The 24,198-nt window shown below is 64.0% G+C and carries 28 protein-coding genes and 1 pseudogene; 15 read left to right on the top strand and 14 right to left on the bottom strand.

What is annotated here, in order from left to right:
* The first annotated feature begins 250 nt into the window (after positions 1–250).
* The 3 genes from ACTJKE_RS12175 to ACTJKE_RS12185 are packed head-to-tail and all read left to right on the top strand — an operon-like array spanning position 251 to position 2,332.
* Complete coding sequence (locus ACTJKE_RS12175; RefSeq protein WP_440691874.1) at positions 251–1,531, top strand: FAD-dependent oxidoreductase; 1,281 nt, start codon at positions 251–253, stop codon at positions 1,529–1,531.
* A gap of 55 nt (positions 1,532–1,586) precedes the next feature.
* Positions 1,587–1,967 carry a VOC family protein gene (locus tag ACTJKE_RS12180; RefSeq protein ID WP_440691875.1) on the top strand — a complete coding sequence of 127 codons (381 nt, stop codon included), beginning with the start codon at positions 1,587–1,589 and terminating at the stop codon, positions 1,965–1,967.
* Positions 1,967–2,332, top strand: a complete 366-nt coding sequence (locus ACTJKE_RS12185) for an NIPSNAP family protein (protein WP_113514314.1) — start codon at positions 1,967–1,969, stop codon at positions 2,330–2,332. The genes ACTJKE_RS12180 and ACTJKE_RS12185 overlap by 1 nt, the downstream gene beginning before the upstream one ends.
* Positions 2,333–2,393: 61 nt before the next feature.
* On the opposite strand, the gene ACTJKE_RS12190 is transcribed toward ACTJKE_RS12185, so the two are convergent.
* Positions 2,394–3,113, bottom strand: coding sequence for an aspartate/glutamate racemase family protein (locus ACTJKE_RS12190; protein ID WP_082616040.1), 720 nt, complete (start codon positions 3,111–3,113; stop codon positions 2,394–2,396).
* A gap of 185 nt (positions 3,114–3,298) precedes the next feature.
* Here ACTJKE_RS12190 and ACTJKE_RS12195 point away from each other — a divergent pair, with 185 nt between their 5' ends.
* From ACTJKE_RS12195 to ACTJKE_RS12210, 4 genes are all read left to right on the top strand, one after another.
* Positions 3,299–3,763 (top strand): Lrp/AsnC family transcriptional regulator, encoded by a 465-nt coding sequence (locus tag ACTJKE_RS12195; RefSeq protein ID WP_057253667.1) that lies wholly within the window; start codon positions 3,299–3,301, stop codon positions 3,761–3,763.
* Between the two features lie 6 nt (positions 3,764–3,769).
* On the top strand, positions 3,770–4,363 hold the full coding sequence (locus ACTJKE_RS12200; protein ID WP_058321306.1) for an isochorismatase family protein: 594 nt from the start codon (positions 3,770–3,772) through the stop codon (positions 4,361–4,363).
* Positions 4,364–4,488: 125 nt separating this feature from the next.
* Complete coding sequence (locus tag ACTJKE_RS12205; RefSeq protein ID WP_440691876.1) at positions 4,489–5,757, top strand: NAD(P)/FAD-dependent oxidoreductase; 1,269 nt, start codon at positions 4,489–4,491, stop codon at positions 5,755–5,757.
* Between the two features lie 206 nt (positions 5,758–5,963).
* Positions 5,964–6,380 (top strand): hypothetical protein, encoded by a 417-nt coding sequence (locus ACTJKE_RS12210; RefSeq protein ID WP_162764779.1) that lies wholly within the window; start codon positions 5,964–5,966, stop codon positions 6,378–6,380.
* Positions 6,381–6,405: 25 nt separating this feature from the next.
* On the opposite strand, the pseudogene ACTJKE_RS12215 reads toward ACTJKE_RS12210, so the two are convergent.
* A pseudogene (locus ACTJKE_RS12215) lies at positions 6,406–7,126 on the bottom strand (class I SAM-dependent methyltransferase).
* Between the two features lie 270 nt (positions 7,127–7,396).
* On the opposite strand from ACTJKE_RS12215, the gene ACTJKE_RS12220 reads away from it, so the two are divergent.
* Both ACTJKE_RS12220 and ACTJKE_RS12225 read left to right on the top strand, forming a co-directional pair.
* A complete protein-coding gene (locus tag ACTJKE_RS12220) occupies positions 7,397–7,837 on the top strand; it encodes a hypothetical protein (RefSeq protein ID WP_162764778.1) in 441 nt (146 codons plus the stop codon).
* Positions 7,838–7,840: 3 nt separating this feature from the next.
* Positions 7,841–9,073: an HlyD family secretion protein gene (locus ACTJKE_RS12225; RefSeq protein ID WP_057253677.1), complete on the top strand. Its 1,233-nt coding sequence runs from the start codon at positions 7,841–7,843 to the stop codon at positions 9,071–9,073.
* A gap of 385 nt (positions 9,074–9,458) precedes the next feature.
* Here ACTJKE_RS12225 and ACTJKE_RS12230 read toward each other — a convergent pair whose 3' ends face one another.
* Positions 9,459–9,947, bottom strand: coding sequence for a GNAT family N-acetyltransferase (locus ACTJKE_RS12230; protein ID WP_113514312.1), 489 nt, complete (start codon positions 9,945–9,947; stop codon positions 9,459–9,461).
* A 155-nt stretch (positions 9,948–10,102) separates the two neighbouring features.
* The gene (locus ACTJKE_RS12235) at positions 10,103–10,534 is read right to left on the bottom strand and encodes a rhodanese-like domain-containing protein (protein WP_057253681.1); all 432 of its coding nucleotides are present in this window, start codon (positions 10,532–10,534) and stop codon (positions 10,103–10,105) included.
* Positions 10,535–10,620: 86 nt separating this feature from the next.
* Between ACTJKE_RS12235 and ftrA the strand changes: the two genes are divergently transcribed.
* Positions 10,621–11,658, top strand: coding sequence for a transcriptional regulator FtrA (ftrA, locus tag ACTJKE_RS12240; RefSeq protein ID WP_440691914.1), 1,038 nt, complete (start codon positions 10,621–10,623; stop codon positions 11,656–11,658).
* A 21-nt stretch (positions 11,659–11,679) separates the two neighbouring features.
* Here ftrA and ACTJKE_RS12245 read toward each other — a convergent pair whose 3' ends face one another.
* The gene (locus ACTJKE_RS12245) at positions 11,680–12,663 is read right to left on the bottom strand and encodes a nucleoside recognition domain-containing protein (protein WP_113514310.1); all 984 of its coding nucleotides are present in this window, start codon (positions 12,661–12,663) and stop codon (positions 11,680–11,682) included.
* A gap of 118 nt (positions 12,664–12,781) precedes the next feature.
* Between ACTJKE_RS12245 and ACTJKE_RS12250 the strand changes: the two genes are divergently transcribed.
* Positions 12,782–13,237: an Lrp/AsnC family transcriptional regulator gene (locus ACTJKE_RS12250; RefSeq protein WP_113514308.1), complete on the top strand. Its 456-nt coding sequence runs from the start codon at positions 12,782–12,784 to the stop codon at positions 13,235–13,237.
* Between the two features lie 80 nt (positions 13,238–13,317).
* Here ACTJKE_RS12250 and ACTJKE_RS12255 read toward each other — a convergent pair whose 3' ends face one another.
* Positions 13,318–14,067 (bottom strand): SDR family oxidoreductase, encoded by a 750-nt coding sequence (locus ACTJKE_RS12255; protein WP_113514306.1) that lies wholly within the window; start codon positions 14,065–14,067, stop codon positions 13,318–13,320.
* A 169-nt stretch (positions 14,068–14,236) separates the two neighbouring features.
* Here ACTJKE_RS12255 and ACTJKE_RS12260 point away from each other — a divergent pair, with 169 nt between their 5' ends.
* Positions 14,237–14,644 (top strand): GFA family protein, encoded by a 408-nt coding sequence (locus tag ACTJKE_RS12260; protein WP_058322362.1) that lies wholly within the window; start codon positions 14,237–14,239, stop codon positions 14,642–14,644.
* A 15-nt stretch (positions 14,645–14,659) separates the two neighbouring features.
* Entirely contained in the window at positions 14,660–15,268 is a 609-nt protein-coding gene (locus tag ACTJKE_RS12265; protein ID WP_113514304.1) for a hypothetical protein, read from the top strand.
* Here the strand turns inward: ACTJKE_RS12265 and ACTJKE_RS12270 are convergent.
* Positions 15,265–16,158 carry a LysR family transcriptional regulator gene (locus tag ACTJKE_RS12270; RefSeq protein ID WP_058322364.1) on the bottom strand — a complete coding sequence of 298 codons (894 nt, stop codon included), beginning with the start codon at positions 16,156–16,158 and terminating at the stop codon, positions 15,265–15,267. The two genes, ACTJKE_RS12265 and ACTJKE_RS12270, sit on opposite strands and share 4 nt — an antisense overlap.
* Before the next feature lie 74 nt (positions 16,159–16,232).
* Here ACTJKE_RS12270 and ACTJKE_RS12275 point away from each other — a divergent pair, with 74 nt between their 5' ends.
* Positions 16,233–16,478: a hypothetical protein gene (locus tag ACTJKE_RS12275; protein WP_162764777.1), complete on the top strand. Its 246-nt coding sequence runs from the start codon at positions 16,233–16,235 to the stop codon at positions 16,476–16,478.
* A 91-nt stretch (positions 16,479–16,569) separates the two neighbouring features.
* On the opposite strand, the gene ACTJKE_RS12280 is transcribed toward ACTJKE_RS12275, so the two are convergent.
* The 7 genes from ACTJKE_RS12280 to ACTJKE_RS12310 form a co-directional block, all read right to left on the bottom strand.
* Positions 16,570–17,139, bottom strand: a complete 570-nt coding sequence (locus ACTJKE_RS12280) for a nucleotidyltransferase family protein (RefSeq protein WP_440691877.1) — start codon at positions 17,137–17,139, stop codon at positions 16,570–16,572.
* A 43-nt stretch (positions 17,140–17,182) separates the two neighbouring features.
* Complete coding sequence (locus ACTJKE_RS12285; protein WP_440691878.1) at positions 17,183–17,881, bottom strand: Type 1 glutamine amidotransferase-like domain-containing protein; 699 nt, start codon at positions 17,879–17,881, stop codon at positions 17,183–17,185.
* A gap of 46 nt (positions 17,882–17,927) precedes the next feature.
* Positions 17,928–18,326, bottom strand: coding sequence for a hypothetical protein (locus tag ACTJKE_RS12290; RefSeq protein WP_440691879.1), 399 nt, complete (start codon positions 18,324–18,326; stop codon positions 17,928–17,930).
* A 182-nt stretch (positions 18,327–18,508) separates the two neighbouring features.
* The gene (locus ACTJKE_RS12295; protein WP_113514294.1) at positions 18,509–18,934 is read right to left on the bottom strand and encodes a hypothetical protein; all 426 of its coding nucleotides are present in this window, start codon (positions 18,932–18,934) and stop codon (positions 18,509–18,511) included.
* 86 nt (positions 18,935–19,020) lie between these two features.
* Positions 19,021–20,964 (bottom strand): MacB family efflux pump subunit, encoded by a 1,944-nt coding sequence (locus tag ACTJKE_RS12300; RefSeq protein ID WP_113514292.1) that lies wholly within the window; start codon positions 20,962–20,964, stop codon positions 19,021–19,023.
* Positions 20,965–20,972: 8 nt separating this feature from the next.
* Positions 20,973–22,298 carry an efflux RND transporter periplasmic adaptor subunit gene (locus ACTJKE_RS12305; RefSeq protein ID WP_440691880.1) on the bottom strand — a complete coding sequence of 442 codons (1,326 nt, stop codon included), beginning with the start codon at positions 22,296–22,298 and terminating at the stop codon, positions 20,973–20,975.
* Between the two features lie 179 nt (positions 22,299–22,477).
* Positions 22,478–23,101 (bottom strand): cysteine hydrolase family protein, encoded by a 624-nt coding sequence (locus tag ACTJKE_RS12310; protein WP_113514288.1) that lies wholly within the window; start codon positions 23,099–23,101, stop codon positions 22,478–22,480.
* Positions 23,102–23,227: 126 nt separating this feature from the next.
* On the opposite strand from ACTJKE_RS12310, the gene ACTJKE_RS12315 reads away from it, so the two are divergent.
* Positions 23,228–24,076 carry a LysR family transcriptional regulator gene (locus ACTJKE_RS12315; protein ID WP_162764776.1) on the top strand — a complete coding sequence of 283 codons (849 nt, stop codon included), beginning with the start codon at positions 23,228–23,230 and terminating at the stop codon, positions 24,074–24,076.
* Positions 24,077–24,198: the final 122 nt, after the last annotated feature.

Raw genomic sequence — 24,198 nt, forward strand, 5'->3', positions numbered from 1 at the left:
GAGAGGGGACGTGGACGACGGCTGCGCTCCCAGCCGGGACCTGCTGTCGAGAATGTCGTGACTGAAAATCGTGAGGTGGAGCGAGGGGGTGCCACGAGTCTCCTTCGCCCCGCCTGCGGGGAGAAGGTCCCGGCAGGGGGATGAGGGGCTGTCGACCACGTGCGCGACGTCGTGTCCCTTCGTGTAGACTTGCGCTAGCGCCTTGATTTTCCCTATAGTTTCGTCGACTGCCTACTCACCTCGGGGACCCATGAAGACACTTGATATCGGCATTGCGGGCGCCGGCCCGGCGGGGCTCGCGGCGGCGCTGATGCTGTCGCGGCAGGGTCATCGGGTGGAAATCCTCGAACGCTTCGACGTGGCCTCGCCGGTCGGTTCCGGCCTGATGCTGCAGCCGACGGGACTGACGGTGCTGAACGCGCTCGGCCTGCTGCCGTCCATGCTTGCCCTCGGCAGCCGGATCGACCGGCTCTATGGCGCCGATGCAAGATCCGGCCGCACCGTTCTCGACGTGCGCTATGACGCGCTGGCCGGTGGCCGCTTCGGGCTGGCGGTGCAGCGCGCGGCGCTTTTCAACACGCTGCATGATGCCGTGGTCGCCGCCGGCTTGCCGATTCGCACTGGCGTCACGCTCGCCGATGTCCGAATGGCGGGTGCCAAGGCAGTGCTTCTGGACACAGAGGGGTGCGAGGTGGGCGCCTATGATCTGGTGATCGACGCGAGCGGTGCGCGCTCGACGCTATCGGCCGGCTCCGCTGTCGCGCCCAAAGTGCGCGAGCTCACCTATAGTGCCTTCTGGGCGACGCTCGACAGCGAAGGGCTCGTCCATGATCCTCACGCCCTGGTGCAGCGCTACGACCAGGCGCGGGTGATGATCGGCATCCTGCCGGCGGGCAGGGCGCGGGTCGGCGAGAAGGCGCGCGTCGCCTTCTTCTGGAGCCTGAGGGTCGCGGATGCGGACGCGGTGCGCATTGCCGGGCTTGAGCGCTGGAAGGCGCGTATCCTCGACTACTGGCCGGATTGTGCGCCCTTGCTCGATCAGGTCGCCGACTGGGAGCAGCTGACGCTGGCGCGTTATGCGCATCGCACCATGCGCCCGCCCGTCTCCGGCCGTATCGCCTTCGTCGGCGACAGTGCCCATTCGACGAGCCCGCAGCTCGGGCAGGGGGCCAACATGGCGCTTCTCGACGTGGCGGCGCTGGCGCATGCGCTGGAGACCGCGCCGGATCTTGATTGCGCCCTTGCCACCTATGCTGCCGCGCGGCGCAATCATGTCGCGCTGTTCCAGCTTCTCTCGCTGGCCTTCACGCCGTTCTACCAGTCGGACTCGGCGCTGCTCGCCTGGCTGCGCGACCGGCTGGTCGCGACGATCGCCCGCACGCCGCCGATGCAGGCGCTGCTCGCCTCGATCGTCTCGGGCACGCTGATCGACCCCTTCGCGTCGGCCGGGCTTGCCGAATGCGATTGGCAGGCGTTGGGCGCGCGCCCGGACGGCCTGTTCCGGTCCGCCTCGGATGCGATTTCCGCCTGAGGCAGTCGGCGAATCCTGTAACGAGAGGGCCGGATGGAGGGATGGAGAAATTGCGATGACCGAAAGCGTGGCGGCCATACTGGTGCATGTTCCCGACACGGAAGAGGGGCTCGCCTGGTATCAGCGTGCTTTCCCAACGGCCGAACGCCGGTGGCTTCAGGCGTTCGACTTCGCCTATCTCAAGGGCGGCACGGTGGATCTCGAAATCGTTCAGGCGGATGAGAAGGTGGCGAGCGGTGCCGCAGGTTCCGTCGTCTACTGGGCGGTCGAGGATTTCGACCGGGCGCTTGCCCATTTCGAAGCGCTCGGCGCACCTCTCTATCGTGGACCGATGGCGATCCAGGAGGGGCTCTGGATGTGCCAGGTGCGCGATCCCTGGGGCAATTGCATCGGCCTTCGCGGCCCGCGATCTGGATACAAGGGAGAGGAAGCCTGATGCCGGATGGTCCCGTCAGCTGTGAAATCCGCTACCGGCTCGCGCAGGGCCGGATGACGGAGTTCGATGCCTATGCCCGAACCTGGGTTGAGCTCATCGAGCGTCATGGCGGCACGCACCACGGCTATTTCATCCCGCGCGAAAAGCCCGAGGGCATCGGCACGAGCTTTCCGGGTGTCGGCGAGGAGGGCGCCGGGGATATCGCCATCGCGCTCTTTACCTTTCCGGACGAGGCGGCTTACCGCCGCTATCGTCGTGACGTTGCCAGCGATCCGGACGGCATCGCGGCCAATGCGCGTTATGCCGACGATCCGCCGTTCATCAGCTACGAGCGCATCTTTCTGAAGCCGCTTCCAAGAAAATGACTGGACGCAAAGCGGAGGGCGGATTTCCCGCCCTGCGTTTGCACCCGTTTCTCGTTTCTGTTCAGGCAGCCCGTGCCAGCAACGCGCCCTCGAGCGCAAACTCGACGGCAGCGTCCGCGTGGATCGCGGTCGAATCGAAGCCCGGCAGCGGCAGGGCCCTGGGGTCGAGGGTCAGGCAGATCTCGGTGCAGCCGAGGATGACGGCGTCCGCGCCTTCCGCCTCGGCCTTGTCGATCAGGTCGATCAAAGCTCTGCGGGAAGAACGCAGGACCTTGCCGGCGCAGAGTTCGTCAAAAATGACGTTGTGGACGAGCGTCCGGCCATCCGCGTCCGGCACCATGATGTCGATGCCGTGGCTCCGCATGCGCTCTGCGTAGAAGCCGTGCTCCATGGTATAGCGGGTGGCGAGCAGCAGCGGCTTGCGGCTGCCGGCGGCCTTGAGGCGGAGCGCCGTCTCGTCGATGATGTTGATCAGCGGGATGTTCACCGCCGCCTGCACCGCGTCTGCGATCAGGTGCATGGTGTTGGTGCAGATCAGCACGCAATCGGCGCCGGCCGCTTCCAGGCCACGGGCGACATCGGCAAGCCGCTTGGCGGCATCATCCCAGCGGCCAGCCTTCTGCAGGTCGACGATCGACTGGAAGTCGACGGAATGCAGCAGCACCTCGGCCGAGTGCAGCGCGCCCAGGCGCTCGCGAACCGCCTCGTTGACCATGCGATAATAGACCACCGAGCTTTCGAAGCTCATACCGCCGATCAGACCAATCTTGCGCATCGCCATTCCTCTTTCCCTTTATGGCGCGCCGGGCACGCCGTTGTTCGATGGCCAGAACTATGCGGCCGAAGCCGCCGGAATGGTTCGCTTTGTTCGCGAGAGGAATGCCGTTCGGCGCGAAAAATTTGCGCATAGAGGTAAATTTGTGCAAATATATACGGCATTGAATCGCAATGGGTGGAGGGATCGGCGTGCTTGACGAGAGAGACAGGAAGCTGCTTGGGCTGTTGCAGCAGGATGCCAGCGTCGCGGTCGGCGAATTGGCAGAGCGGGTCAATCTTTCGCTTTCCGCCTGTTCGCGCCGCATCCAGCGGCTGGAGGAGGCGGGTTACATCGCCAGGCGGATCGTCGTGCTCGACCGCGAGCGCATGGGCGTGCCGACCACCGTCTTCGCGCTGATCAAGACGGCGCATCATTCGGACGAGTGGATCGAGACGTTCCGCCGCGCGATCAGCGATATCCCTGAAATCGTCGAGGCACATCGATTGACGGGAAACCATGACTATATCGTCAAGGTCGTGCTGCCGCGCGTCGAGCACTACGACGTGGTCTACAAGCAGATCGTGCGAAAGGTGGAGCTCTTCGACGTTTCCGCCTCGATCTCGATGGAAATCCTGAAGAGCGGCACGGCGGTGCCGGTCGATTATGCGGAGTAAGAATCAATGACGGATGAGGCAAACGAGGCGAGCACCGCGAACGAAGGCGACGTTGCCGATGCGCTTGTGGTCGTCGATGTTCAGCGCGCTTTCATCTCCGGGCCGGAGGCGGTGCCCGGCCATGTCGGCCTTCAGCGCGCCGTCGGGGTTCTGTTGCGGCAGGCTCGTGCGGCAGGCGTGCCGGTGATCTTCCTGCAGAATGACGGACCCGAGGGTGCCTCCGACGAGCCGGAGACCGACGGCTGGCAGCTCTTCTATCCGGCGGAGGCGGAAGAGGCGGTGGTGCGCAAACTGAAGGACGACGGTTTCGATGGCACCGACCTTGAGGATCTGTTGCGGAAGCGAGAGATCGAAACGATCGCAATTTGCGGCATGCTCTCGGAGATGTGCCTGGCGGCGACGGCCCGCACGGCAATGGTGAAGGGCTTCACCGTGATCCTCGCCAACGACGCGCACGCCACCTATGACGTGCCGCCCGGTCCCGGCCGATCGCCGATGGTGCCGGCGCGGCTGGCCGCGCGCGCAGCCGAATGGTCGCTCGGCGACGAGATCGTGCTGGTGGACGCGGCCGACGAGATCACCTTCGCGACAAGGCCTTGATCGCCGGCCGTTCTTGACTTTTTGCAAGGGTGACATGAGGTGGCTGCGCTTGTCCTTGCTGACCACAACCCCAATCTTGTGGCATGTCCAATAGAAGGCCGGCTGGGAGCCAGCTGGAAGCAAACATGCAGGACAGGCATCATGTGGTCGTCGTTGGCGGCGGGTTCGGCGGATTGCAGCTCGTCAAAGGGCTCGCCGGCTCGCCGGTTCGCATCACCCTCATCGACCGGCGTAACCACCATCTTTTCCAGCCCTTGCTCTATCAGGTGGCAACGACGCTGATCGCCACCTCGGAAATCGCCTGGCCGATCCGCAGCCTTTGGCGCGACCGGCCGGAGGTGACGACGCTGCTCGGCGAGGTGACGGATGTGGACGCGGCCGAAAAGGCGGTCGTTCTCAGGGACGGCAAGCGCATCGGCTACGATACGCTGGTGTTGGCGACCGGGGCGACGCATGCCTATTTCGGCCATGACGAATGGGAGCCCTTCGCCCCCGGCCTGAAGACGCTGGAGGACGCGACGACGATCCGCCGCCGCGTGCTGCTCGCCTTCGAGCGCGCCGAGCTGGAAGAGGATCCGGATGCCCGCGCAGCGCTCCTGACCTTCACCGTCATCGGTGCCGGCCCGACGGGCGTCGAGCTTGCCGGCATCATCGCCGAGATGGCGCATCGCACGCTTCCAGACGAATTTCGCCGTATCGATACGCGGCAAACGCGCGTGCTCCTGGTCGAGGCGGGTCCGCGCATTCTCGCTGCGTTCAGCGAGGATCTCTCGGCCTATGCGGTCAAGGAACTGGAGCGCCTCGGCGTCGAGGTTCGCACCGGCACGCCGGTGACATCATGCACCGAAGAGGGCGTGATGATCGGCGAGGAATTCGTCGCCAGCCGCACGCTCGTCTGGGCTGCGGGCGTCCAGGCGTCACCCGCTGCCCGCTGGCTTGATATCACTGCTGACCGCGCCGGTCGGGCGATTGTCGGCGCCGATCTGACTGCACCCGATCATCCCGATGTCTTCGTCATCGGCGACACGGCTTCGGTTACCTATGACGGCGGCAAGCCGGTGCCGGGCATTGCGCCCGCCGCCAAGCAGCAGGGCGCCTATGTGGCCGATGTCATCCGCGCGCGGCTTGCAGGCGACAATCCGCCCGCCGATTTCCGCTACCGCCACCAGGGCAGCCTCGCCACCATCGGCCGCCGCGCCGCGATCATCGATTTCGGCCGGTTCAAGCTGAAGGGCGCGCTTGCATGGTGGATCTGGGGCATCGCCCACATCTACTTCCTGATCGGCACGCGCAGCCGCTTCGCGGTCGCCTGGAGCTGGTTCTGGACCTATCTCAGCGGCCAGCACAGCGCCCGGCTGATCACCCAGAAGGAGACGTTGAAGGAGAAGGGCTGAGGGGTTCTTTGCCGCATGATTCCAGCCGACCGGAGGGCAAACATGCGGCAACTCCGAAAGGGCGACAGCGCTGCGCGTCGGCAAAGGCGTGCAGTGCTGCAGAATTGCACTTTCTGGATGGTGCTCTGATCTCTATGTTCCCGTCTCATTTCAGGGAGTCGGGGATCCAGATGACGAGACATCAGCGCTTGGGCTGCCTTTATGCCATGGCCTTCACGCTTGCCGGTTTCAGTGCACCGGCTGCCGAAGCCGCGCCGTCCTGCCCCAAGATCAGCTACTCGGCGGAACGGGCCCGGCTGCAAAAGGTGCTCTCGGCGAATGCGTTCCCACGGGACGAAACCGCCTTCCTGCTGAGGGGTGTGGATCAACAGCTCAAGGAAATGCCCCAAATCCGCCTGAACGCACACGGCGCTGAATGCGGCATTCAGGCGGTACGTGCGCTCGTCCTGGGGTGCGTGAACAAAACACTCTCTGACATGTTGGAGACGACGTCCAGGCCGAGCGCCAAATCCGGACAGGCCTATTGGGACAAAGCGAATGTTTCCCGTCGCGAAGCGGCCGTGATCGGGGTCACCCATGCGTGCCGCAGCGCGGCGATGGAAACATTCCTCTCAGGCTCGTGACGCGAGGGTGGACCAAAGTGGCTACCTACTTCTGCACTTTCACGATCAGGATCATCGGGCGCTTCTTCGGCCAGGGCGGGGATCTCCGCGATCTGCGCCTCCGTCGGCCGCCACTCCTCTACGTGGCGGATGGCAAAGCCCGTTGATATCAGCGTGTTGAGCGTCGTGCCCATCGTGCGGTGGTGCTTGATGACGCCCTTTGCCAGCCAGTCGGTGGTGCGCGGTCCCTCGGCCGAATAGTGATCGACCGGCCAGGTGCGCTCGCCGTTCTCAAGCCGCCAGCCGGGATTGAGCGACGCCATATAGATCGGGTGCTCGATGGTGAAGACGAAATGCGCGCCGGGAACCAGCGCCCGGTGGATGGTGGCGACCACCCGGCCGAAATCCTCGACATAGTGGAAGGCGAGCGAGCTATAGGCGAAGTCGAAGCTCTCTTCGGGCAATTCGAGCTGATCGAGATCGGCGATCCGGTAGTCGATCTCCGGATCGGACGTATCGGCCCTGGCGCGGGCGATCATTTTTTCCGAGAGATCGAGGCCGAGCACCTGGGCCGCACCAGCCTCGCGGGCATAACGCGAGAACCAGCCGAAGCCGCAACCGAGATCGACGACGCGTTTTCCCGACAGATCCGGCAATTGGGCGCGAATCGCCGGCCATTCGGCAGCGCCCGCAAGGCCATGCACCGAGCGTCCGAGCTGGCTGTAGCCTTCGAAGAATTCCGGCTTGTCGTAAATGTTCTGGGCCATATCGGTCTCCTTCGGGGCAATGGGCAAGAGCGCGGTCGTCTGCCGCGCGCGATAGGGCGAGCGGGCATCGTTTGCCGTTACCTTGGGAACAGCATGCCGGCAAGGATCCTGCTCGAAACCTCCGGCATTTCAAAGTGCTGGCGCGTTGATCTGATAGGGCGCCGAGCGCCGCAAGGTCAAGTTGCGGCTGAGGTGCAAGGTTTTACTTGTGTTTTTTGGGGGTGTGTTAATGTACGATTCTCTTGGTCCAGTCCGTTTTGTGGAGGCGTAATGTCCGAGGCCATCCATCCCACTGCAATCCATCATTTGCCGGCATTCATCACGGCGCCGGGACAAAGCGACGTCCTGTTCAACGTCGTCGTCGTCTTCATGATCCTGGCGATCTTCGCCCTCGGCACCTTCTATCTCAGGCTGCATTCGCTGCCCGAAACCATGGCGCACAAGAGCCACAAGGTGCAATACGAGCTGGTGGCGGTGCTGGGGCTGATCTCGCTGCTCACGCACAACAACATCTTCTGGATCGCGGCGCTGATCCTGGCGCTGATCGACCTGCCGGACTTTTCCTCGCCGCTCTCGTCGATCTCCCGCTCTCTGGAGAGGATCGCCGGCAAGGTGGATGCATCAACTGAACCGGTGCCGGCCGAGCCCGAGACGGTGGCGAGCCATCCGGCCGCACCTGCAGATCAGCCGTCGATGGAAGGGAAGGCCTGAGCCATGTTCGAATTCATGCTTTGCTCGATGCTGACGATCCTTCCTGACTATCTCTTCCGCCGCTATGTCCAGGGCAAAAGGTTCGGGCGGGAGATCACCATCTATTCGGTGTGGTTCGAACTGCGCTGGGGCATCACCGCCTGCATCATCCTGACGATCTCGCTGATCACGCTGATCTTCTACTTCCACCCGTCGACGAAGAATGTCACCGCGGCGTTCCGCACGGTCGCCATCCTGCCGGAAGCCGGCGGGCGCGTTTCGGAAATCTATGCGACGCGCTTCGAGAAGGTGAAGGCCGGCCAGCCGTTGTTCAAGCTCGACAGCTCCGAACAGGAAGCCGCCGCCGAGGTTGCCCGCCGCCAGATCGCCGAAGTGGAAGCGGAGCTCGCCGTCGCTCGCACCGAGCTGGTCGCCGCCGATGGCGCGATCGTGGAAGCCCAGGCGGCCGTGCAACAGGCTCAGGACGAGTACGACACCCAGGTCGAACTCAACAAGCTGAACCCCAACGTCGTCGCACGGCGCGAGATCGAGCGTCGGCAGGTCAACCTCGAAGGGCGCAAGGGCGCACTCACCGCTGTCCTTTCCAACAAGCAGACACTGGAGACCAAGCTCGTTTCACTGCTGCCTTCGCAAAAGGCGAGCGCCGAAGCGGCCCTGAAGGAGGCGGAGGTCGATATTAGCAAGACCACCGTGCGCGCCGGCGTGTCCGGCCGGGTGCAGCAGTTCGCACTCCGGGTCGGCGAGGTCGTCAATCCGCTTCTGCGGCCAGCGGGCGTTCTCGTCCCTGAAGATGCCGGCCGGGCGCAGCTGGTCGCTGGCTTCGGGCAGATCGAGGCGCAGGTGATGAAGGTCGGCATGATCGGCGAGGCCACCTGCATCGGCAAGCCCTTCACCATCATTCCCTTGGTCGTCACCGACGTGCAGGACGTGATCGCCTCCGGCCAGGTGAGGGCGAGCGACCAGCTGATCGACGTCGCCCAGATCTCGCAGCCCGGCACGCTCACCGTGGTCATGGAGCCGCTCTATCCCGGCGTGCTCGAGGACATTCCGCCCGGCAGCAGCTGCATCGCCAATGCCTATACCAACAGCCATGACGAGCTCGAGTCGCCCGATATCAGCACCGCCCGCTGGGCCTATCTGCACGTGGTCGACGCCGTGGGCCTCGTCCATGCGATGATCCTGCGCATGCAGGCCCTGATGCTGCCGGTGCAGACGCTGGTGCTCGGCGGGCATTGAGGGGGCGGTGTAGCCTCTGCAGTGCCCCTGCGGCAGTCAATATAAGGGCCCCGACCGGAACTGGTCGGGGCCCTTTCTCTTTGCCTGTTCCTCAAATGAACTGAGCCTCCGCGGGGAACGGAGGCTCAGGCGCGCAATAAAAACAAATAAAGCAACTGCACGGCAATAAAAACGCAACCATACTACTCTTCCGGGGATTGTATGTTTGCGGTGTGCAATTACAGGTGCAGTGTGACAAAAGCGGGGTCTGAAATCAATCAAATTTATGTGGCATTTGAGTAGTCAATTCGAGCTAGGCAGGGCCGCGCGGCGGCCTGCCCAAGCGGATTAGAAAGGCTTTGCCGGGGTTAGACGTCATTTTTGTGGCCCATGGCCAGGCTGATCGCTAGCTTTCGCCGCCATCCGCGGTGATCTCCACCGGCATCGTCCAGGGTTCCCAGATCGCATCGTGGCTGCCGCCTTCGCGTCGGTAAAAACGCTTGGCGGCGTCGTTGGTCGCAAGCACGGTCCAGTTGATGCGCGGCGCGCCGATCCTGGCGGCGTGGCACTTCAAAGCTGCGATCAATGCGGCGCCTGCGCCCGAGGAACGTGCTGTTTCATCAACGAAAAGTTCCTTCAGCACCAGCGTCGGCTTCAGATCGTAGGTCCACGGGATGACATAGTGTACGGCGATGCCGACTGCACGACCGCCGAGACCCGCGACGAGCACGCCGAAGCGCGGGTTATCGCCAAGCCCGTGTTCGATGAGATCCGCTTCGGTCACGAAAAATTTGTCGATGTAACCTTCGAAGATTGCAAGGCCGCGCATCAGCTCCAGCACATCAGTCACGTCGTGGCGTTCGAAGGGGCGGACGGTGAGGGGTGATGCGTTCATCTCGACATCTCGTGCAAGGGGGGGTACCCGTTAGGTGTGGGTTACTGAAGGCCGGCGGGGACGCCGGCCTTGCTGCAGATTCTTTGGATAGCAACCCATTTAGGGACAATTATCCAGCGGTCCAAAGTGCGCAGCGATTTTGCGCTGACCGGCGCTCAGGCGGCGAGCAGGGCCTGCGCTTCGCCCGGTGCTGCCCCGGTGGCGAAGGCGAAGCCTTCGTCTTCCCAGCCGGTGATGCCGCCGATCATGATCTTCACGGGGCGGCCGAGGCGGGCGAGCTTGAGGGCCGCCTGATCGGCGCCGTTGCAATGCGGGCCGGCGCAGTAGGCGACGAAGATGGTATCTTCAGGCCACTCGGCCATGCGCTCGGCGCTGATCTCGCGGTGGGGCAGGTGGATCGCGCCCGGCACGTGGCGGCGGGCATAGGCAGCGTCCGAGCCGACCACATGCAAGAGCACGAAATCCTGCTCGCCGCTCTTCAGCGCATGGGCGACGTCGGCGCAATCGGTTTCGACGCTGAGGCGCCCGGCGAAATGGGCAATGGCAATCTCGGGGGAAGCAGCGGGGGTTTCGGTGACGTAGCTCATCGGGGCTCTCCTTGGCTCGGTGCGTGTTGACGAAGAGATATGTAGCAGCGCCCGATGAGGGCTGGCAGTTGGCAACATTGCCATATATGCTCAAGATCATGCCAAAGTCGTTTTCCGCTACCCGATCGCTCCAAAATCCGCTCGTCGTGGCACTCGCCTATGACGGGCTCTGCACCTTCGAGTTCGGCGTCGCCGTCGAGATGTTCGGCCTGCCGCGGCCGGAAATGGGCGAGGACTGGTATCGCTTCGCCGTCGCCTCGGTCGATCCCGGCGAGCTGAGGGCAACCGGCGGCGTGCGCTTTGTGGCCGATGGCGGCATCGAGCTTCTGGCCGAGGCCGGCACGATCATCGTGCCCGGTTGGCGCGGCGCGGACCAACCTGTGCCGGAGGCAGTCTGCCAGGCGCTGCGGGATGCGCATCAGCGCGGCACGCGCGTCCTTTCCATCTGTTCCGGCGTCTTCGTGCTGGCGGCGGCAGGACTGCTTTCGGGCCGGAGGGCGACGACCCACTGGCGCTATACCGACAAGCTTGGGGCGTTATATCCTGACATCGAGGTGGTGCCCGATGTGCTCTATGTCGATAGCGGGCAGGTGCTGACGTCTGCCGGCAGTGCCGCCGGCATCGACCTCTGCCTGCATCTGATCCGCCGCGATTTCGGCAGCGAGGCGGCCAACCGCGTGGCTCGCCGCCTGGTCGTGCCGCCGCACCGCGACGGCGGCCAGGCGCAGTTCATCGAGCGGGCGGTGCCTGATGTGCATGAGAGCGCCCGGCTCGGGCCCTTGCTCGATCGCATGCGCGAACGGTTGGGTGAAGACTTCTCGATCGCCGTGCTGGCAAAGGCGGCGGGCATGAGCGAGCGCACATTCCTTCGCCGCTTCGAGGCCGCGACCGGCACGACGCCGGCGCGCTGGCTTTTGAACGAGCGGCTTTCGCGCGCCCGGCAATTGCTGGAGGAAACCGCGCTCGGCATGGAGCAGGTGGCCGAAGCTTCCGGCTTCGGCTCGACCCAGACGCTGCGCCACCACTTCCGCCAGCAGCTTTCGACGACACCTGCCGCCTACCGCGCGACGTTTGGGCGGATGGCGGGGCAGGCGGGTGTGCCTGCCGAGGTCGCCGCGGAGTGAACCGGACGCCTTCCCTGGCCGCTACGCTTCCGATAGGGCAGGTTCGGTACCGTCCTTGCGGAAGAAGGACCGGAAGAACACGGCGTCCGGCGCCGAGCCAATGACCCGCGCGACGATGGCCGTTGCCGCGATGGCAAAGACGAGACGCCCGACGAAGACGCTGGTGAAATCCGCGCCCAGCGCGACGACCACCAATGTGTCTTCGATCAGGCTGTGGCCAAAACCCATGAAGACGCAGGCGAGGAAGACCTGGCGCGGCTCCACCTTGGCCACACGCGCCTCGCGGATCAGCAGCGCACCACCATAGGAGATCCCGAGGAGCACGCCGACGGCGGCAAACGGCACCGTTTCAGGCTTTATGCCAGCGAGACGGAAGAGTGGCGCCATGCCCCGGTTCAGCCAGCCGAGGATGCCGACGAGCTTCAGAATCTCGATCGTCCAGCTCAGGGCGAGCAGCACCACGAGCATGGTGGCGAGCGTCTTCAGCGTGCTCAAGCCGAAGGCGAGCCATCCGGAGCCCTCGTTGACCGGTATCCATGTGGGATTCAGCGGCGTGGTGAGCCATCCGGTTACCGCGAAGACTTGGTGTAGCAATGCCGCGAAGACGAGGCCGCCGCCAATCCTGAATGCTCCGGTGACGAGGAAGCTCGGCCCGGCCTTTTGGATGATGCGCTGCTCGATCGGGATGGCATGCGCCACCAGCATCAATGCCGAAAAGACGGTCATGTCGGCAGTCGTCAGCTCCGAGACCGGGACCAGCGCGAAGACAACGACGACGGCGCCCCAGATGCCGACAAGCAGGCCGGTCAGCCAGGCGAAGGCAAGCTCTGGCGGCAGGCCGACGAGTGTCATCAGCGGCTCGAAGGCGGGTGCGACCGCGCGGATGACGCCGAGTTCCTGCAGCACATGGGTAACGATCGTGACCGGCACGATGATGCGGACCAGGTCAAAGTAGACTTCGAGTGTGGCGAGCGTCTTGCGGTAGAAAATCATGTGAACGGCCATGACGGTGTCTCCTTGAATGTGTTGTCCAAGGACTAGCGCGAGGCCCTTCGCAGTTGTGGTCAAAATATGCACTTTCATGCAATAAAATTGCACGGCGCCACAAGTGGGAGGATTCGGCATGGACAAGATCGACAGCAAGCTTCTGAGGCTGCTGCAGGAGGATGCCTCGCGCACCAATGCCGAGCTTGCGGCTGAAGTCGGCCTGTCGCCATCGAGCTGCCTGCGCCGCATAAGGCGGCTTCATCAGGCCGGCGTCATCGATCGGATCGTCGCTGTCCTCAATCCGGCAAGGGCCGGGCGAACCATGAAGGCGATCATTACCGTGGAGCTCGAGCGTCACGGCGAACAATTCGTGCGCCGCTTCCTCGACATGGCCGCCAAGGAGCCGGCGGTCGTCCAGGCCTATAGCGTCAGCGGCGAGACCGACGCGCTTTTGATGCTGCGACTGAAGGACATGGACGAGCTCGACGCGCTGACCGAGCGGCTGTTTCGCGAAGAGAGCAATGTCGCGCGCTACTATACGGCCTTCGTGATCCGCACGGGGAAGGAGACGACGGAGATACCGCTGGGGTAGCGTCGCTTCGGGACACACGGTATCGCCGCGCGCTTGGTTCGCGCCGGGGCAACGTNCGGCGCACAAGACTGTCGCGACCGTCACTTCACCGCAGCATTGCCACCATCGGCAAATAGCGCCGCACCCGAGACGAAGCTTGCCATCGGGCCGGAGAGGAAGAGGGCTGCCTGGGCGATCTCTTCCGGCTGGGCAATGCGCTTCATCGCATGCAGGCCGGCGGCCCATTCCTTCTGCTCCTTGCTGCCGCCCGCCGGCGTATCGACTCCACCCGGGAGCAGGGCGTTGGCGCGGATGCCCTTTGCGCCATAGTCGGCGGTGATGCCCTTTACGAGGCCCATCAGTCCGGCCTTCGCCGCGCCATAGGCGGCCATGCCGGGAATGCCGACGCTGGTGCCGACGAAGGTGGAGGTGAAGACCAGCGATCCGCCATCACGCGCAAGCATCGCCGGGATCTGGTGGCGGGCGCCGAGAAAGGCGGAGGTGAGGTTGGTGGCAAGCGATTGCTGCCATTCCGAAGCGGTGATCTCGGCGACCGGCTTCATGACGTTGACGGCGCCGGCATTGTTGACGGCGATGTCGAGGCCGCCGAAATGCTCAAGCGCGGCTTCCACCAGCCGGACATGGGTGGCTTCCTCGGTGACGTCGCCGCTGACGGCGATCGCTTCGCCGCCATCCTCGCGGATCGCTTCGACAACGGCCGCAAGCTGCGCTTCGCCGCGGGCATTGGCGACGATCTTCGCACCCTCGGCGGCGAAGAGCTTGGCGACCGCGCGGCCGATGCCCGAGGAGGCACCGGTGACGATAACGATCTTGTCTTGCAGCATGGTCATGGTCTTATCCCTTCTCCTGGTTGAAGTGCGCCCTGGCTACAGCCGGCGGACGGCAGCGCCCACCCGATTTCCGCCCACCCAATTCGGAAGACGGTTGAGGGACGACGATTTTCAATCGGCGGGGCCGGTGGCATAGTCGCGGCCGACAAAAGGGGTAGGGAGGAACGGGATGCTGAAGACCTATCGGGGGAGCTGCCATTGCGGCGCGGTGCGCATCGAGGCGGACATGGACATCAGCGCCGGCACCGGGAAATGCAATTGCACGATCTGCGTGAAGATGCGGCTCTGGTCGGTGGTGGTGAAGCCCGAGGCTTTCCGCCTGATCGCCGGCGAAGAGGCGTTGACGGACTATCGCGGGCGCAACCCGGTCGCCCATCATTTCTTCTGCAGCCAGTGCGGCGTCAGGCCATTCGAGCGGATCGACGCGCCGAACATGACCGACGAGACCTACTACAACATCAACGTCGCCTGCCTCGATGGCGTCGATATCGACGAGTTAGTCTCAGCCCCCGTGACCTATTGCGATGGGCTCAACAACAACTGGGGTTCGATGCCGGCCGAGGTGCGGCATTTGTAGGGCTGGAATTAATTGATGGTGGAAAAGACGTTTCCTGAGGCTTTCCCGATCGCACTTCGCTGTCAGTCCGTGAATGCTGTTTCGGCACTCAGGTTGAATTCCGACTATGTATCCGGCCAGTTTTCGGTCAACATTCTCGGCGAGACCTTGCGCATACCCAACCGAGTTCATCTATCGGCAAGGCCGGAGTTCCCGGGACTGAGCCTGTTCGAGCGGCAGATGGCCCTTTGCTTGCTCACGCGCAGCACGGACGGCTTCCAACGCCAGGCCGCTCTGCAAGAAGTCCTTCGCATCAATCAGCCCTGGTCCATTCCCTTCGTAATCGCGCTGATCGGCGAATACGTCGTCGAAATCATCCGGGATATCCACGCGGCTCTACCCGACCTGGAGCGGGACGTCGTCTCGGCATTTATCAGGGCGAACCCGGTGTTTTATATGCTCACGTGTGATCGGGTGATGCGCTATTGGGACTGCTACTACCGTCGGCAGTTTTCGCGCAGTGATTACGTGGGCTTCAAACTCTTGCGGGAACTGGGTGCAATGCGTGATCTCGAACAGTGCCGTCCCCGAGAGGCGGCGTCGATAGGGACTGGCGGTCTCCGTGACCTGTCCAACTCCCACTAGTCCTCGTCCAGGTTCTCCAGCGTCCTCAGGGCATTGAGCGTTTCGCGCAGCGCCCGGTCGAGCCGCTTGTCGCGGCGAAGCACGAGGGCGGAGCGGCGTGAGAAGGGCGGCGTAACCTGCCGCACCTCCAGCCGTTCGCGATCCCCGGCGCGCAGCGCGATCTCCGGAACGAGGGCAGCACCGAGGCCGGCGGCGACCATTTCCTTGATCGCATCGACGCTGCCGAACGACATCAGCGGTTTGACGTCGGTGCCGCCCGACGCCAGCCATTCATCGGTGATCCGGCGGGTGTTGGCGCCCGGTTCGTAGAGGATCATCGGGTACTTCGCCAGGGTTTTTGCGGTCACGCTCTCGGGGAGATCGGTTCCCAGAGGGGCGATTGCGACGAAGCGTTCGTCGAAGAGCGGCGCGACATCGAAGATGCGGCCGGTGACCGGCAGGGTGACCAGCCCGATATCGAGCAGGTTTTCATCGACCGCCCGGACGATGTCGGCGCTGTTGCCGGTCGTTACCGTGATGTCGAGGTCGGGGAAGCGGCGCTTCAGATCGGCAAGCAGCGGCGGCAGCAGGAAGGCGCAAGGGGTGGCGCCGGTGCCGAGCCGCACCCGGCCAAGAACGCCCTTGGCATGGCGCGCCACCGCTTCGATGGCCTGGCTGGTTGCAGCCTCGATGCGGCCGGCATGGGCAAGCAGTTCCTCGCCGGCGGCACTTGGCCTTGCCGTGCGGCCGACGCGCTCGACCAGGCGCACGCCGAGCTGTTTTTCCAGCGCACGCACCTGCAGGCTGATCGCCGGCTGGGTCAGCCCCAGGCGCTCTGCGGCGGCAGAAAAACTGCCGAGCTCGGCGACCAGCGCGAAGGTTTTGAGATAATCGAGATTGAGGGCGCTCATATCAAAGTTTCTCTTATGCGTTGGATATGAAAGCTAAGCTTCTTTTATGGAATGTCGAGGCGCAGACTGTGCCCATGCTGAGAAACAAAACATGGGTGTTCGACATGTTCCGGGAAATCGGCCTTTATCTCGTCGCCTCGCCGCAGTCGCGGTACTGGCAGTTGCAGCAGTTGCGCGAACTGGACGCGGAGCGCCTTGCCGACATCGGCATCACACAGGCCGAGGCGCAGCTTGGAAGGCGCAAGGCAGCCCCGGTGCGAGCGCGAGAAAGCGCAATGCCCACACGGCATGCCGAAGCTGTGCGGGCAGGGGCGATGTAGGCGCTGCAGGTATGGGCGACGATTTCGCCTCTTGAGGCGGTGGGGCGAGGGGCGCCGGCCAAACGCGTGAAAGCCTTGACTCAATCCGACGCTAATCCCAGCTTTCGATGGTGAGGCCCGGCCAAAGGGCGCGCCAGCGATCGACTTTCCGCTCGTATATCTCGCGCGTGATCTGGCTCCTGTTGGCCCGCACGATGGGGGCCAACAGGTCGCCAAGGCCGAAGGGCGCACATACGTCCAGACCGCGCGATGACGGGCGAATGCCGACGGCGGTTGCCGTGGTCGGGAATGTCGCGATGGCCTCTTCCATCGAGCTATAGGGCTTGATCGGGCTGCCGAATTTCTCCCGGTACCAGAGATGGACACGCGCCTCGTTCTTGACATCGATGCGGACCGGCAAGCCGGCAAACAGGCTTGCGATCCGGGCGGCGTGCGCGGCCTCCGCCTCTTCGGAAAGGTCGTCACGGTCGAAATAGACGACGTCGATATCGCTGATGCCGTGCGTGGGCGGCAATCCGAAAGCGTGGTTCCAGACGGTTTGCGCGATTGCCCCGGCCACCAGCCAGCCATCCGGCAAGGCAATCCTCTCCCAGTTTGCGAGGATCGGAGAAAGTAGCGGGCTCTTGAGGACGATGGCCCGCAGCTCCTCGTGCTCGCGCATCGGATGTTGCCTTCGGTGTGAGAGGATCTCAGGATCTGCCATGTCACGCCGTGGATATCGAGAATCCGTCGAGCCTGATATCGCCCGCTGTCTGCACGGTTCCAGCGGCGATCCACACGGGATCTCCAAAACATTCGATCTGCCCGCCTGTGACGACGATGCCGTCGCCGTCGTTGCAGGCAGCGATCGGTCGCGCCGTCGTTGTGCTGTAGCGAATGAGCGCGGGCAGGTAGGTGTCGTCGTCGCTGAGATGCGGGAAGAACTCGAACGGCACGAGATCGAGCGCGTCGCCGTCGACTATGTCAGCGGGCCTCCGGCCGATGAAGAGCGCATCGGTCGCGATCGTCGGGGCCAAGAGAATGGCGCCGGCGCTGACGCCGATCAGAATGCCGCCGGCGAGCGCCCAGTCTCGGATCGGGCCGAGCATGCGGCTTTGCTTCAGACGTTCGAGAAATCCGCCGGTATGCCCGCCGGCAAGATGAATGGCGTCGCAGGCGAAAAGCGCGGCGAAGTCGTCTGGCGAATGCGGCTCGTCGAGATCGTAGAACAGCGCGAGGTCGAGGCCGTATCGGCCGTAATAGGACCGGGCAGCAAGGAAGAAGCTGCGGTCTGGCTCCGGGCCGGATGCTACATAGGCGATGCGGCGTCCCGGCCCAAGCGCCTCAAGCATTTCCACGAGCCTGAGGTCGATCGCTGCGCATGCAGGGGACAACTGATCGCTGTAGAGGACGAGGTTGAACATGTCTTTCCTGTCGTGACGAAGGGGTACAGCCCGTTTCCCTCGTGGTCTAACCCGCGACCGCCTTCATCCGGCGACCGTAACGCCAGACGCCGAGCCAGCTGAAATAATTGACGAGAAGCGACAGGGAAAGCCAGAGCAGGCTGGTGAGATCATCGCTCCTTTCGAACCGGGCGACGAATTGCACCACGCTGATCAACGACAGGCCGCCGAGCAGGATGCCGAGAAGCCAGCTGTACGGTCGCCAGAGACCGAAGGGCGGGAGTTGCAGGTTGAAGGCATAGGAGACGAGGCCGATTGCCGCGAGCGTTGCGATGGCCGTGCTCACGCCGCCCAGGATCACAATGGCCAACGCCATCTGCCCCCATGAACTCAGCAGCAGGTTGGCGGCGATTACCAGGCCGAAAACCAAGCCAAGCACATAAAGAACCGCAAACGCCTTCCACATCGCGAATCATCCCCGGTTTACGCTGGTTCTATCCTGGGTGGTGACAGGCGGCCTGTCCATCGTCCAGCGAGACGCGTGTCACTACGAGGCCAAGCGTGTCTGAGATCGCCCTCCTTCTCGCCGGTGCGAGCAACCTTCGCGCGTTGACGTGAATGCAGTACGCGCGGCGGGCGCGCCTGCTGTCAGCTCATGGAGGCCGGCTGCTGCTTCACGCGGCCAGCATAACGCCAGACGCCGAGCCAACCGAAATAGTTGAGCAGAAGCAAGAGCAACAAACCGAAAAAACCTGACAAGAGACTTTCGTCTCCGCCTTGGGGTGCGGTGATGAGTGAGACGAGGTCCCAAACCTTGGCCAGTGAGGTGTAGAGGCACCAGCCAGCGAGAAACCAACTGAACGGCCGCCACAGCGGAAAGGGCGGGATCTTCAGGTCGAAGGCGTAGGCAAACAGCCCTATTGTGACCGCAAATTCCACGACCAGACCTACATAGAACTGCGCTCGGTCGGCAGACGACAGCTGGCGTGCTATTTCAGGTGGCAACGTGACAAAAGCCAATGACAGGAGAAAAATGAAAATCAGCCCGTAAAGTACTGCAAACGCTTTCCACATCGCGAATCATCCCGGTTGCCCGGTTGCTATCTTCGGTAGTAGCACTCGATTTGTCCACGGCCCTGTTGAGGGCTGCGCGCCGCGCTTTAGTCGGCACTCAGCGCCACGGCCGGTTGCAGGCGTGAGGCGTTGCGGGCGGGCAGGAAGCCGAAGGCGAGGCCGGTGAGGAAGGCGCAGGTAAACGCGAGCGCCACGGGGCCGAGGGTGAAGGAAACGGGCATGCCGAACTGGCCGGCAAGCGCGCCGGTGCCGAGCCCGAGGAGCACGCCGATCGCGCCGCCGATCGCCGAGACGACCAGTGCTTCGATGATGAACTGCAGCAGGATGTCGCGCTGGCGGGCGCCGGTTGCCATGCGCACGCCGATCTCGCGGGTGCGCTCACTGACCGAGACGAGCATGATGTTCATGACGCCGATGCCTCCGACCAACAGCGAGATCGCGGCGACGGAACCCAGGAACAGCTTCAGCGTGTTGGAGGTCTCGGTGAAGGCCTCGCGCACCGAGGACATGTTGGTGATCTGCGTGTCCTGGCGCTTGTGGCGCTGGTCGAGCAGCGCCTGGACCGTCTGCTGGGTTATGTCGATCGCCGAGCCGTCCTTCACCTGCACGGTGATGGTTCTGATGTTGCGCTGGCCGAAGAGGCGGATGCTGCCCGTCGTCAACGGCACCAGCACCACGTCGTCCTGGTCGTTGCCGAAAGACGTTGCGCCCATTTCCGCCATCACGCCGATCACCTGGAAGGGGATCTTGTTGACGAGCACATATTGGCCGATCGGATTGTCGCCATCGGGGAAAAGCGTTTTCACCACCGTCTGGCCGAGAACCGCGACCGGCGCGTAAGCGTCCATGTCGTTCTGGTTGATGAACTCGCCGCTCGCCATTTTCCAGGATTTTGCCGTCGTGAACTGGGGCACGGTGCCGTTGGCGGTCGTCTGGTAGTCGATATTGCCGTGGCGAAGCGTGACGCTGCTGGTCATCTCCGGCACGGCGAAGGCGATGTTCGGCACTTCGAGGATCGCATCGGCATCGGCCGGTACCAGCGTCACGTTGCTGCCGCCGGCGCTGCCGCGAAAATTCGCCATGCTGGGGCGTACCACGAGCAGGTCCGACCCCATGGAGGAGATGCGGCTCAGCACCGAATCCTGCGCGCCGGTGCCGATCGCCAGCATCGCGACGACCGAGCCGACACCGATGACGATGCCGAGCAGCGTCAGGATGGTGCGGAAGAGATTGGACTTCAGCGCCCGGAACGCCATCTTCACCGCTTCGGTGACATCGGCGATCGCCGCCGAACCCTCGCTGACATGGTGGGCAAGCGCTGCCGCGCCTTCGGCGTTGCTGCGGCTCTTCTTGGCGCGGTCGGCGACGATGCGGCCGTCGTGGATCTCGATCAGCCGGTCGGCCTGCTCGGCGACCTCGCGCGAGTGCGTGATGACGATGATCGTGTGGCCCTGGTTGTTCATGTCGCGCAAGAGCGCCATGACGTCCGAGCCGCTCTGGCTGTCGAGCGCGCCGGTCGGCTCGTCGGCAAGGATCACGCGGCCGCCGTTCATCAGGGCGCGGGCAATGGAGACGCGCTGCTGCTGGCCGCCGGAGAGCTGGTTCGGCCGATGGTCGAGGCGCTCTCCGAGCTTCAGCGCTTCGAGCAACGCTTCGGCGCGGTCGTGCCGGTCGCGGGCGGACATGCCGGCATAGACGGCCGGCACCTCGACATTTTCCTTGGCGCTTGCCGTCGGGATGAGGTTGTAGCTCTGGAAGACGAAGCCGAAGGTGCGGCGGCGTAGCGCCGCCAGCTCATCGGTGTCGAGATCGGCGACGCTCTCGCCGTCGATCAGGTAGTCGCCGCCGGTCGGCTGGTCGAGGCAGCCGAGAATGTTCATCAGCGTCGACTTGCCGGAGCCGGACTGGCCGACGATCGCCACGAACTCGCCCGCCTCGATGTCGAGCGAGAGGCCGTGCAGGACCTCGACGGCGAGATCGCCGTTGAAATAGGTCTTGCTGACGTGCTTGAGCGAGATGAGCGGGGACATGGCCAGCCTCAGAACATCGGCGGCATGCGCATGCCGCGCTGGCTGCGGCTGTCACGGGCGTTGCCGCTGCTGCCGGAGCCGGTGCTGACCACGATCTTCTCGCCCTCTTTAAGGCCGCTCCTGATCTCGGCGCTGACGCGGTTGCGGATACCCACTTCGACGTCTCGCGTTTCGATCGCGCCGGAGGCGGTGACGACGGTCACCTCAGCTTTGCGGCCTTCGCCCCGTGCGCCGCCCGCCTGGCCATTGCCCTGGCCGGCCGCTTCGCCGGTACCCTTGGCCGGGTGGCTCAAGGCGGCGCTCGGCACGATCAGCACGTCCTTGGCGGCGGCCTGCACGAAGAACACCTGTGCGCTCATCGACATCATCAGCTCGCCGTCTGGATTGGGCACGTCGAAGAGCGCGTAATAGAGCACGACGTTGTTGGCGGTGGCGGGCATCGGCTGGATCTGCCGGAGCTTGCCGACGAAGCGTTTGCCCGGCTGGCCGAGCAGCGTGAAATAGGCATCCATGCCGACCTTCAGCCTGGTAACGTCGGCTTCCGAAACCTGTGCCTTCACCGTCATGGTCGAGAGGTCGGCAATGGTGACGATGGTCGGCGTCGTCTGGTTGGCGTTCAGCGTCTGGCCTTCTTTCGCCGGGTTGGCGACGATGGTGCCGGTCATCGGCGCATAGATCTTGGTGTAGCCGAGATCGACCTTGTCGCCGGCAAGGGTCGCCTGCTGCTTGCGGATCTGCGCCTCGATGGCGTTGACGTCGGCTTCAGCCGCAGCGAGATCGGCGATCGCCTGATCGAGCGTCGATTGCGCCACGCTTTTGGTTTCGACGAGATTGCGCTGGCGGTCGATATTGGCCTGTTTCAGAACCAGCTGCGCCTTCTTGGAGATGAGTTGCGCCTGGAGATTGGCAAGCTCCGCCTGATCGATCTCGATGCGGTTCTCGATCGTTGCCGGGTCAATCTCGGCGACCAGTTGATCCTGAGTGACCTTGTCGCCGATCTCGACATGCAGCGCCTTCAACTGGCCGGAGACCTGCGCGCCGGCATCGACGGACTTGACCGCATCGAGCGTGCCGACGGCGGTGACGCTGTTTTCGATGTCGCCGCGCGTCACCACATCGGTCACCATGGCAGCCGTTGCCGGCTCCTCGCCATAGCGCACCCAGCCGTAATAGCCGGCACCGGCAACGGCGAGAACGACCGGCAGCCAAAGCCAGGAGCGCGTGCGCCGCCTGCGCTTCAGCTTCTGTACCGCACCGGGAATGAAGGTGACGTTGGGGGCCGCGTCGTCGCGGGGCGTGGTGTCGGCTCGCGCCGTCTTGGCTGTCTTGTTCATCGCTTGCGCCTAACCGGCATCGTCGATGCCAAAAAAGGATAGGTCAAAAATAGAAGCGAATAGACGCGGCGAAAAGCATTGAGATCATTATATTTTCGTAATCTTCCTCATCGGCGGGGAAACAATGGGCGTCCACGATCGGTGGACGCCCGAGGTTTCGATTGCGGGTGACTGGTTTGTCAGCCTCGCGGCGCGACCAACGCGGCGACATCGACGACGGCGCCGTGGTGATCGGCAAGGCCTGCGAGCTCTGCATCATGCACGGCGCGCGCCGAGACGGTTCCGTTCGGCGAGGGCAGGTCGCGGGTGGTGCAGGCGTCGGCGGCAATGGTGATGCCGTAGCCGAGGTCCTTGGCGGCGCGGGCTGTCGAGGACACGCAATTGTGGGTCATGAAACCGGCGATGATAATAGGCGTGCCGGCCGGACCGACGATCTCGGCAAGGTCGGTGCCCGAAAAGGCATTGGGCCGCGGCTTCTCGACAACGGTTTCGCCGGCAAGCGGCGCCAGCGCATCGACGATCGCGCCGCGGTGCTGCGCCCGGTCGAACACGCCGCCGGCCGAACCGCGATGGGCAACATGGATGATCTTGGCGCCCGCGGCACGAGCGGCAAGCAAGAGCTCGCGCGCCTTCTTGACCGCGGCTTCCGGTTCGAAAAGCCGCAAGGGGCCGGCCAGGTATTCGTTCTGATAGTCGATCAGGATCAACGTCGCTTCACCCAGCGGCGGCGGGGTGAGCGTGACGCCGGCGAGCGTGAAGAGGGTTGCCGGGGCGGCGGGCGAAGGGGTGGCGGAATCGGACATGGGAAGGCTCCTTGGTTGGTCGAAGTGGCCGTTGTGAACCGGGTCGTCAAAGCGGTCTGTCGATAGGCTTGATCTTAGCGGCTGCATTGATGCAGAGTGACCCGAAGTTTTCGGAGGATGATCTGCATGAATGCAGGGACGTGGGCAGATCTCGAGCTGCTGGATCATCTGGTGCGCGGCGCGACGCTGAGCCAGGCCGCCCGTTCGCTCGGCGTCGACCAGACGACGGTGTCGCGCAGGCTCGCAGCGCTGGAGCGGCGGGTGGGGGCAGCACTCTTCGACCGCATCGACGGCCGGCTGACGCCGACGCCGGTGCTTGCCTCTGTTGTCGAGCGGTTGCGGACGATCTCCGAAGAAGCGTCGCTGTCGCTCGCGACGCTTTTGCGGCGGACGGCGGAATTGAAGGGCCAGGTACGGGTGACAAGCATCGGCTTCGTGCTGAGCGCCATCCTGGCGCCGTCGCTTTCCCGCCTCGAACAGCGGCACCCGGGCCTGACGCTCGATCTCGTTGCCGACAACCAGATGCTGAGCATCGAACGGCGCGAGGCCGATATCGCCATCCGCATGGCGCGCACGGGCGAGGATTCGGTGCGGGTGAAAAGACTCGGCACGCTTCGCTTCCGGCTGTTCCGGCCAAAGGGGCAGGGGATGGGGCCTTGCCCGGTCGTGCGCTACGGTCCGGGGCTTGCCCATGTGCCGGAGATGCAGGCGCTTAACCGGCTGCGGCCGGCTGCGCGCGTGGCGCTGACCGCCGACAAGCTCGAAATCCTAATGGAGGCGGCGCTTTCGCTCGGCGCCGAACTGATGCTGCCGGAGGTCTCCGCGATGCGCGACCCCCGCTTCGAAGCGGTGGACGAACCGGAGACGACAGCCGAGCGTCCGGTCTTCCTGATGATGCATCCGGAGAGGGCGCGCGTGCCGAGCGTGGCGGCGGTGGCGGCCTTCATCGAGGAAACGATGCGCGGGTGGAGGTAGGTGGAGCCCTTCTCTTTTCTCCAGTTCCGAGTTTGTCGCGGATCACAATTCGGATGCCAATTGCCGAGTCCGCTTGTCGCATAGGGTCAAACCCGAATATGTTCGGTGGTGTATCAGAAGTT

It is taken from the genome of Ensifer sp. 22521, from assembly GCF_052044795.1.
GTDB lineage: Bacteria > Pseudomonadota > Alphaproteobacteria > Rhizobiales > Rhizobiaceae > Ensifer.

Bases quoted from the DNA above. Each gene is read 5' to 3' on its own strand.
- ACTJKE_RS12255 (WP_113514306.1), bottom strand. From the start codon at position 14,067: ATGACCATGCTGCAAGACAAGATCGTTATCGTCACCGGTGCCTCCTCG.
- ACTJKE_RS12190 (WP_082616040.1), bottom strand. From the start codon at position 3,113: ATGGCGATGCGCAAGATTGGTCTGATCGGCGGTATGAGCTTCGAAAGC.
- ACTJKE_RS12260 (WP_058322362.1), top strand. From the start codon at position 14,237: ATGCTGAAGACCTATCGGGGGAGCTGCCATTGCGGCGCGGTGCGCATC.
- ACTJKE_RS12185 (WP_113514314.1), top strand. From the start codon at position 1,967: ATGCCGGATGGTCCCGTCAGCTGTGAAATCCGCTACCGGCTCGCGCAG.
- ACTJKE_RS12270 (WP_058322364.1), bottom strand. From the start codon at position 16,158: ATGAGCGCCCTCAATCTCGATTATCTCAAAACCTTCGCGCTGGTCGCC.
- ACTJKE_RS12300 (WP_113514292.1), bottom strand. From the start codon at position 20,964: ATGTCCCCGCTCATCTCGCTCAAGCACGTCAGCAAGACCTATTTCAAC.
- ACTJKE_RS12225 (WP_057253677.1), top strand. From the start codon at position 7,841: ATGTTCGAATTCATGCTTTGCTCGATGCTGACGATCCTTCCTGACTAT.
- ACTJKE_RS12265 (WP_113514304.1), top strand. From the start codon at position 14,660: ATGGTGGAAAAGACGTTTCCTGAGGCTTTCCCGATCGCACTTCGCTGT.
- ACTJKE_RS12285 (WP_440691878.1), bottom strand. From the start codon at position 17,881: ATGTTCAACCTCGTCCTCTACAGCGATCAGTTGTCCCCTGCATGCGCA.
- ACTJKE_RS12275 (WP_162764777.1), top strand. From the start codon at position 16,233: ATGCTGAGAAACAAAACATGGGTGTTCGACATGTTCCGGGAAATCGGC.
- ACTJKE_RS12295 (WP_113514294.1), bottom strand. From the start codon at position 18,934: ATGTGGAAAGCGTTTGCAGTACTTTACGGGCTGATTTTCATTTTTCTC.
- ACTJKE_RS12200 (WP_058321306.1), top strand. From the start codon at position 3,770: ATGACGGATGAGGCAAACGAGGCGAGCACCGCGAACGAAGGCGACGTT.
- ACTJKE_RS12310 (WP_113514288.1), bottom strand. From the start codon at position 23,101: ATGTCCGATTCCGCCACCCCTTCGCCCGCCGCCCCGGCAACCCTCTTC.
- ACTJKE_RS12230 (WP_113514312.1), bottom strand. From the start codon at position 9,947: ATGAACGCATCACCCCTCACCGTCCGCCCCTTCGAACGCCACGACGTG.
- ACTJKE_RS12315 (WP_162764776.1), top strand. From the start codon at position 23,228: ATGAATGCAGGGACGTGGGCAGATCTCGAGCTGCTGGATCATCTGGTG.
- ACTJKE_RS12205 (WP_440691876.1), top strand. From the start codon at position 4,489: ATGCAGGACAGGCATCATGTGGTCGTCGTTGGCGGCGGGTTCGGCGGA.
- ftrA (WP_440691914.1), top strand. From the start codon at position 10,621: ATGCTCAAGATCATGCCAAAGTCGTTTTCCGCTACCCGATCGCTCCAA.
- ACTJKE_RS12280 (WP_440691877.1), bottom strand. From the start codon at position 17,139: ATGCGCGAGCACGAGGAGCTGCGGGCCATCGTCCTCAAGAGCCCGCTA.
- ACTJKE_RS12290 (WP_440691879.1), bottom strand. From the start codon at position 18,326: ATGTGGAAGGCGTTTGCGGTTCTTTATGTGCTTGGCTTGGTTTTCGGC.
- ACTJKE_RS12175 (WP_440691874.1), top strand. From the start codon at position 251: ATGAAGACACTTGATATCGGCATTGCGGGCGCCGGCCCGGCGGGGCTC.
- ACTJKE_RS12305 (WP_440691880.1), bottom strand. From the start codon at position 22,298: ATGAACAAGACAGCCAAGACGGCGCGAGCCGACACCACGCCCCGCGAC.
- ACTJKE_RS12245 (WP_113514310.1), bottom strand. From the start codon at position 12,663: ATGGCCGTTCACATGATTTTCTACCGCAAGACGCTCGCCACACTCGAA.
- ACTJKE_RS12235 (WP_057253681.1), bottom strand. From the start codon at position 10,534: ATGAGCTACGTCACCGAAACCCCCGCTGCTTCCCCCGAGATTGCCATT.
- ACTJKE_RS12180 (WP_440691875.1), top strand. From the start codon at position 1,587: ATGACCGAAAGCGTGGCGGCCATACTGGTGCATGTTCCCGACACGGAA.
- ACTJKE_RS12220 (WP_162764778.1), top strand. From the start codon at position 7,397: ATGTCCGAGGCCATCCATCCCACTGCAATCCATCATTTGCCGGCATTC.
- ACTJKE_RS12210 (WP_162764779.1), top strand. From the start codon at position 5,964: ATGGCCTTCACGCTTGCCGGTTTCAGTGCACCGGCTGCCGAAGCCGCG.
- ACTJKE_RS12250 (WP_113514308.1), top strand. From the start codon at position 12,782: ATGGACAAGATCGACAGCAAGCTTCTGAGGCTGCTGCAGGAGGATGCC.